Here is a 6,310-nt window from a genome sequence, read left to right as displayed (position 1 = left end):
AGACCGACACCGCCACGCCGCCGGCGGCCGCCGAGCCGAAAAGCGCTCACGGTCGGGCGAAGGCGCCCGAGCCATCTGCTCCTGCGCGTGCGCCGCGGCGCTCGCCGGCAGGGGCGGTCGGCCCGTTCACCGCGGCGCTGGCGGTGCTGCACACCGATGGGGTGTGGCTGCCTGACGGGACCTGCCTCCCTCTGCCAGAGCGGCTCGAGCACGCCGGTCACCTGGCCGAGCTGGTGCACGAGTTGAACCTCGGTACGGCTACATCGCCGCGCACCAGCGAGCCCGGCCAGCTGTGGGTGACGCCCGAGGCGTTGCTCGAGTTGTTCGACCTCAACCCCGAGAGCGACGAGCTGGATCCGGCGGCGTGGCTGGGCGAGATGTCGGCGCAGACTTCCGGGTCGACGCTGGTTGACGGGGCCCTGGCCGACGGGTGGGAGCTCGGCGGTCGCACTGCTGGTCAGCTGTCGCGGTGGACGAGGATCTGGAAGGGCGACAGGCGTGGGGTGTTCATCGTGCTCATGTCGCTGATCAAGGCCGATCCGTCGACGTGGCCGACCTTGGCTGACGATCCGAGCCCGGCGGTGTTCGCGCGGCGGATGCAGCTGCTGGCCGACGCCATGCAGTTTCCGTTCAAGGTGTCGGCGCAGACGACCGGCCTGGATCTGGCGTCGGCGTGCCGGGTGAAGGACCGCAAGGAGGCGTTCGCCCCGTCGGATCCGTGTCCGCCGGCGGAGATCCCGAACGTTGAGGCGGACCACAACTGGGTGCGCAAGCCCACCTCGGACGAATCCCGGATGCGCTTCGTCCACGCCTTTGACCGGGGTGGCTCATACGCCGGAGCGGTGGCGGGTCTGGAAATGGGTATCGGGGATCCCGAGCACGTCGACGGAGCGGTCGTCTTCGACAAGAAGCTGCCCGGGTACTGGCTCATTGATCGCGAGTCGTGGGAGGACTGGCGAGTGCCACACCCGCTCAACCTCCGGGCCGACGCAAACGACGGCCAGGTGTGGGTGACGACTCCCACGATGGAGATCGCTTCCGAGCTCGGACTCTCCCCGACCATCCACCAGGCGTGGGTGTGGAAGCGGCACGCGCGAGTGCTCGATGGGTGGTACGCCCGGGTGCGGGACGCTCGTGCTGCGTTGGACACCGAGGATCCGGACGAGCAGGCGGCACGGGACCAGCTCAAGACCGTCTACACGCGGCTCATCGGGAACTTTGGGTCCGAGGCGCTGTGGCGGGGCCGCAAGGGGTACGCGCCTGAGCGGCGGCATCTGATTGTGGCCAAGGCCAGGGCAAACCTGACGCGACGGTTCATGCAGATCGGTCGCGACTCGGGAGTGTGGCCGCTTGCGGTCACCGCGGACACTCTGCTGTACGCCTCGGATGAGCCGGATCCGGTGAAGGCCTGGCCCGGGTTGGACAAGAGCTACGGGCGCGGGTTCGGGCAGTTCCGGTGGGAGGCCTCCGGGTTGATGTCCGAGCACCTGCAGTATCTGGACCCGGAGCTCGACGACATGCGCAGCGGACGCTGGCTCGGCAAGAGCTCGTTGAGCACCGAGCCGCTGGAGTGATGCCCCATGGACATCAAGAAGCGCTCGCTCGCCACTGACCCGGGTCGCCGGCAGTCCGTGTTTCAGGGGCTGTTTGGGCGGCGGGACGTCGAGTTCGACGTCTCGGGCAAGGGGACCAACATCGTGTCGATGTTGCGGACGGCGTTCGGTGAGGGTCGGCAGGGCAGGCCGGTCGATACCAAGGCCGCGGCGGCCGGGCTGGGGGTGTCGCAGCGGACGGTGCAACGGTGGATCGCTGGGGAGGGGAAGCAGCGAATCAAGGCGCCTCGAGCCGACCATCTGGCCGCGTTGCGCAAAGCGTCTCGGCAGGCCGCCACGACCCGCAAGGGGCGCAAGCGGATGGTCGCCGAGGCGCGGCGCTCGCGGAAGTTCGCCCAGGGCAAGACGAAGGGAATCCGTCTCACCGTTCGTGGGATGAGCGGGTTCGCCGACGCCGGCCAGCACTACCTGCGGTACCGATCGGTGCCGCTCAAGCTCACCCCGGATCAGGTCGACGCGATGTGGGATGCCTACGAGCGTGGCGGCGACAAGGGGTTCTCCGACTGGCTCACGAGCCGGTCTCAGGACTACCTGACCGGGTGGGAATACGAATCCATCGACAGCCTGCAGTTCGACTCTCTCAAGCCGGGCGAGTAACCAGGAGATGAGTGCCATGACCTCGATCACCGTCTACAGCAAGCCTGCGTGTGTGCAGTGCAATGCCACTTACAAGCGTCTGGACAAGCACGGCCTGCCATATGAGGTCGTTGACGTCAGTGTCGATGACCAGGCCCGCGAGTACGTGATGTCTCTGGGGTATCTCGGCGCCCCCGTGGTGGTGGTCGACCGCGACGGAGAGCCCGAGCACTGGTCCGGGTTCAGCGATCGCAGGATCGACGCCCTGGCCAAGGCGATGAGTCGCGCGGCCTAGTTTGGGGACGGCGCGAGTACGCCCTTGGCGGGGCGCCCGTGGGCGGGTCTCTGCCCCTGTCCGGTCTCCGGTCTACCGTTTGTAGCTATGACGACAGCTACCAGGGACGATGCTGCCTGGTTTCGCTCTGCGGGGGAGAGGGCGCTGAGGTGGGACTCGCGGCCGCGGTGGACCGGTGCCCACTTGGTGCAGGTGTTGGAGGCGGCCTATGGGGTCCGGGCGAGGGGTGGTGTCGATGTCGTGGCGGCGGCATCGGGTCTCGGCGTGCGGCCGGCCACGGTCCGCCGGTGGATGCGGGCTCCGCGTCGACGGCGGGCAGCGGTTCGTCCGGAGGTGGTGGGCCGGTTGATCGTGCCGGCCGCGGGGACGGAGGAGCGGCGGCTGCAGCAGGCGGCCCATGCCCGTGAGGCGGCGCAGGGGTTGGCCCAGTCTCGGGGCCGGTCTGGGAGCGCTGCCTGGAGCTCACAGGGGTGGTTACAGCCACACTTGGTGGTGGTGGCCCGGGCCGGGGGCGGGCGTGTGCATCAGTGTCGTGTCGTTCGGGAGCGGTCGAGGATGCACGGTGAGCTTGTGCGGGGCCGGCAGATCGTGGTGGCCCGCCTTGAGCCGAACTACTTCGCCGCGACCGCGCGGGCGGCCGAGCTGCTTGAGGTGGTGGCCGCATGGCGGGTGGTTCCGGATGCGGCGCAGGTTGTGCGTGGGCGGACACAGTGTTGGTTGCCGCAGGCGCCGGCGCGGGACTACCTGGTCTCGCTGCCGCCGGCGTGAGTGCCTACCGGGGGTCGAGGTCCAGGCGCTTGAGCACGGCGTAAAGGGCTGCATCGTCGTGGGTGTCGCGGTGGTCGTCGATTGCGGTGACCAGCTCGTCGATGACCTGGCGTGCCGGAGCGTTGAATCTTTCGGCCCGGGTTCCTGCCCAGGCCAGGGGGGCGGTCTCTGCGCGCGCGAGGCGGGTAAGGCCGTCCTGGACCTGGATGCGGAACTTCCGCAGCCGGCGAGCCTGGGTCTCATCGAGGGTTGCGGGGTCGGCTGTCTCGCAGGCGTGTTGGAACTCAGTGAGGATCGCGGTGGCGCGGTCTGTGAGGTGTTCGTCGAGGCCGAGCAGGTCCCAGAATCGGCGCCACTGCTTGGGTGGGTAGTCGTTGCGGCAGACCAGGTTGTCGCGCAGGACCTTGGCGAGCTCGAGCTGCGAGTGAGCCATGATCCAGTCGGTGGTGGGCACAGCTGGCAGTAGTGCGAGCTCGGTTCCCTTAGCCCGGCGCCAGGGCTCGGTCAGTAGCGGCACGGTTCCTCCTGTGTCGTCTGGCCCGCCGGGGTGTGATGCGCATCCGAATCTACCGCCCCGAAGTCCCCGGCACCGTAAGTGCCGGCGTCTCGGGTGGCGGTCTTGGGGTTCGGCACGCACGGGGGGTCGGGAGCCTCTGCGGCGCCTCGGGTCACGCCCTCCCGCCGGCCGGGGACCCCGGCACCGTAAGCGCTGGTGATCGCCGCGTTGTGTTGGCGGTGTTTGTCGTAGTCGGTGGCTATGTTTTGGGTGTCCGATTCGGGCGGGGCCGACCATCCCGCCCCCGATTCCCTGGGAGGGAACCATGCCCGAGCTTTTCCGTGACCGCGTCAACGCGGTGTCTATTGCTGCTGCGAGCGCGGCGGTCTCGTCGTTCTACCCGACCGATGCCGTCGTGATCTTGTCCGTGGAGCCGGAGTCGGGCCGTGTGCTCGTCGGCGCTCGCGCCGACCTCGATGGGTACGGGGATGAGTTCCCGGAGGCGGTGCGGGCGATGGTGTCGCAGATGCCCGACGCCGGGGCGGTGGCCGTGGTGGTGTTCGGCCCGTTGGACAAGGCGCAGGAGACGGCCGCCGCGCTGGCTGCCGATCTGCTCGTGGCGGTGCGTGTTCACCTGCTCGTGGCGTGCACCAGTGATGGTGTGTTCGCGGAGGAGGGGGGCGGGTTCATCGAGGTCGCGCCGGGGCCGCTGCATGAGTCTGACCAGTTCGCCGCGTATGAGTCGGTGGGGAAGGCCACGCGGCAGACGCGGGCGGATGTGCTGCGTAGGCATCAGCCGCTCGATGCGGGCGCGCGGTCGGCGCTGGCCAGCCCCATCGTGCAGGCGGACTTGCGGCTTGGCGCGGTCGATTCGCCCGCCGAGTTGCTGGGTGAGGCCGACGCTCTGGTGGCGAGAGTCCGGCAGGCCGGGGGGAGGGTGTCCGATGAGGACGCCGCCCTACTGGGTGCGCTGTGCCTCACCGGGTCGCGGCGGGATGCTCTGATCGCGGCGATTGACCGGGAGGACGCGACCGCGATGTCGGAGGCGCTGCGGCGGCTTGCCACTCGTCTTGCTGGTCCTGATGCGGTGCCGGTGCTGGCGGTGTGCGGCCTTGCCTACTGGATCAGCGGGACCGGGGCGCTGGCCGGGGTGGTCGTGGAGGTCGCGCGGCAGTTCGGCGTCACGTCGACCTTGCTGGACATGGTGGACGAGCTGCGGTCCTCGCCGGTGATGAATCCGGCGCAGGTGTGGCCCGCCCTGCGTGAGAGGGTCCGCGCCTCGTTCGAGTAGCCCGTCCCCGGGCGGGGCCGCGACCGCACGGCGCGGCCCCGCCGTCATGTGCACTCGCCCCCGGCCCCGGCACCGTAAGCGCCAGCGTTCTGTGCCTGCTCACGGCCCGATCTGGGCCTGTATGGCTTAGCGTCGATGGTGTCCGTTTCGGGCGGTGATGACCACGCCGCCCCCGAGCCCCTGGGAGGGTTCCTATGTCCGCTGTTCGCTCTCCTGAGCGGTTGGCCGCTCACGTTCGTTTGTATGACCTGGCCTTGGCGATGGATCCTGGCCAGGCCGGGCTGCTCGTCGAGGATGTGTTGGGGAATCTGGCGCGGTTCTCGCCCCCACTGGTCACCGATGCCGTGCTGGTGTCGGTGCTGCTGGGGCAGTACCCGAGCGTGGTTCGTGCGCATTCGGTCGTGCCGCGCACCACTGGTGAGGCGGAGATCTGGGCGCCGGTGTGGCGGCAGGTGTCCGAGTTGGTCCCGTCGTCGTGGTCGGTGATGCCTTCTCTGATGGAGGCGGTAGCGCTCCGCGCGGCGGGCGAGGTGGACCGTGCGGCCGCGCTGGGGCAGGCGATCTATCTCGGGCACGTCTACGCAGAGGATCCCGGTGACGGGCCATGCCGCTGGCGCCCCCTGGGGTCGTTGCTGTGCGCGTACGCCGTCGGGGAGGTCGACCTGGGCCTGCTGGGGGATCTGATGAGCGGTGCAGAGCTGCGGGACGCCTACGTCACCGAGGCCTCCCAGTGATCACACGGGTGGTCGGGATGCTTCGGCGTGGGCGGCGCACCGTGGGCTACGGGGCCTTCATCGCCGTGACCACTGCCGTGATCGTGGCGGGCGCTCCGGCGCGCGGAGCGGGGGCGGGGGAGGTGTTCTCGTTCGCGGTCGGGGTGTACGCAGTGGTGGCGTCCACGGTGGCGCTCGCCGTGGCTTCTCGGCTGCGGCGCGGTCGCCGGGTGCCGCTGCTGGCCGGCGGGTTCGGATATGTGTGCGGTGCGATGCTGCTGGTCTCCCGGGATGAGGCGGGGGCGCACCTGGGGTGGGCGCTGTGTGCGCTCCTGGCGGGCACCGCGGGCATGGTGCGGTGTCTGTACCCGGCCCGCCCGATGCGCTCCCCCGAGAGCACCTCGGCCCAGGCTTGATCACAGCCGAGTAACAACGAGGGAGGCTTACAGGGCGGCTTCTGCGCCTACCGGCCGCACCGCCCACCGCCCTCACCGCCTGCACTTCCGGCCGATGCGCGCAGCGCGAGGGCGGCGAAACGGCAGCAAGATGCGCGGCGTT

At 69.7% G+C, this 6,310-nt stretch carries 7 protein-coding genes and 1 pseudogene; 7 read left to right on the top strand and 1 reads right to left on the bottom strand.

The window, feature by feature from the left end:
• From G6031_RS03050 to G6031_RS03035, 4 genes and pseudogenes are all read left to right on the top strand, one after another.
• Positions 1–1,574, top strand: a pseudogene (locus G6031_RS03050) (telomere-binding protein); the annotation flags it as partial.
• Positions 1,575–1,580: 6 nt separating this feature from the next.
• Positions 1,581–2,210 carry a terminal protein gene (locus G6031_RS03045; protein ID WP_182652404.1) on the top strand — a complete coding sequence of 210 codons (630 nt, stop codon included), beginning with the start codon at positions 1,581–1,583 and terminating at the stop codon, positions 2,208–2,210.
• A 7-nt stretch (positions 2,211–2,217) separates the two neighbouring features.
• The gene (locus tag G6031_RS03040) at positions 2,218–2,484 is read left to right on the top strand and encodes a glutaredoxin domain-containing protein (RefSeq protein ID WP_182652403.1); all 267 of its coding nucleotides are present in this window, start codon (positions 2,218–2,220) and stop codon (positions 2,482–2,484) included.
• Positions 2,485–3,039: 555 nt separating this feature from the next.
• Positions 3,040–3,252, top strand: coding sequence for a hypothetical protein (locus G6031_RS03035; RefSeq protein WP_182652402.1), 213 nt, complete (start codon positions 3,040–3,042; stop codon positions 3,250–3,252).
• A gap of 4 nt (positions 3,253–3,256) precedes the next feature.
• Here G6031_RS03035 and G6031_RS03030 read toward each other — a convergent pair whose 3' ends face one another.
• Complete coding sequence (locus G6031_RS03030; RefSeq protein WP_182652401.1) at positions 3,257–3,769, bottom strand: hypothetical protein; 513 nt, start codon at positions 3,767–3,769, stop codon at positions 3,257–3,259.
• A 304-nt stretch (positions 3,770–4,073) separates the two neighbouring features.
• Between G6031_RS03030 and G6031_RS03025 the strand changes: the two genes are divergently transcribed.
• The 3 genes from G6031_RS03025 (at position 4,074) to G6031_RS03015 (ending at position 6,168) form a co-directional block, all read left to right on the top strand.
• The gene (locus G6031_RS03025; RefSeq protein WP_182652400.1) at positions 4,074–5,039 is read left to right on the top strand and encodes a DUF4192 family protein; all 966 of its coding nucleotides are present in this window, start codon (positions 4,074–4,076) and stop codon (positions 5,037–5,039) included.
• A 254-nt stretch (positions 5,040–5,293) separates the two neighbouring features.
• The gene (locus tag G6031_RS03020) at positions 5,294–5,773 is read left to right on the top strand and encodes a hypothetical protein (RefSeq protein WP_182652399.1); all 480 of its coding nucleotides are present in this window, start codon (positions 5,294–5,296) and stop codon (positions 5,771–5,773) included.
• On the top strand, positions 5,770–6,168 hold the full coding sequence (locus G6031_RS03015; protein ID WP_182652398.1) for a hypothetical protein: 399 nt from the start codon (positions 5,770–5,772) through the stop codon (positions 6,166–6,168). Before G6031_RS03020 ends, G6031_RS03015 begins: the two co-directional genes overlap by 4 nt.
• Positions 6,169–6,310: the final 142 nt, after the last annotated feature.

Origin of the sequence: Dietzia sp. CQ4 (genome assembly GCF_014145125.1) — a bacterium.
GTDB lineage: Bacteria > Actinomycetota > Actinomycetes > Mycobacteriales > Mycobacteriaceae > Dietzia > Dietzia natronolimnaea.
This window is presented reverse-complemented; position numbering and strand designations above follow the sequence as displayed.

Excerpts from the sequence above, each read along its gene's own strand:
- G6031_RS03045 (WP_182652404.1), top strand. The coding sequence starts at position 1,581 with ATGGACATCAAGAAGCGCTCGCTCGCCACTGACCCGGGTCGCCGGCAG.
- G6031_RS03040 (WP_182652403.1), top strand. The coding sequence starts at position 2,218 with ATGAGTGCCATGACCTCGATCACCGTCTACAGCAAGCCTGCGTGTGTG.
- G6031_RS03035 (WP_182652402.1), top strand. The coding sequence starts at position 3,040 with ATGCACGGTGAGCTTGTGCGGGGCCGGCAGATCGTGGTGGCCCGCCTT.
- G6031_RS03025 (WP_182652400.1), top strand. The coding sequence starts at position 4,074 with ATGCCCGAGCTTTTCCGTGACCGCGTCAACGCGGTGTCTATTGCTGCT.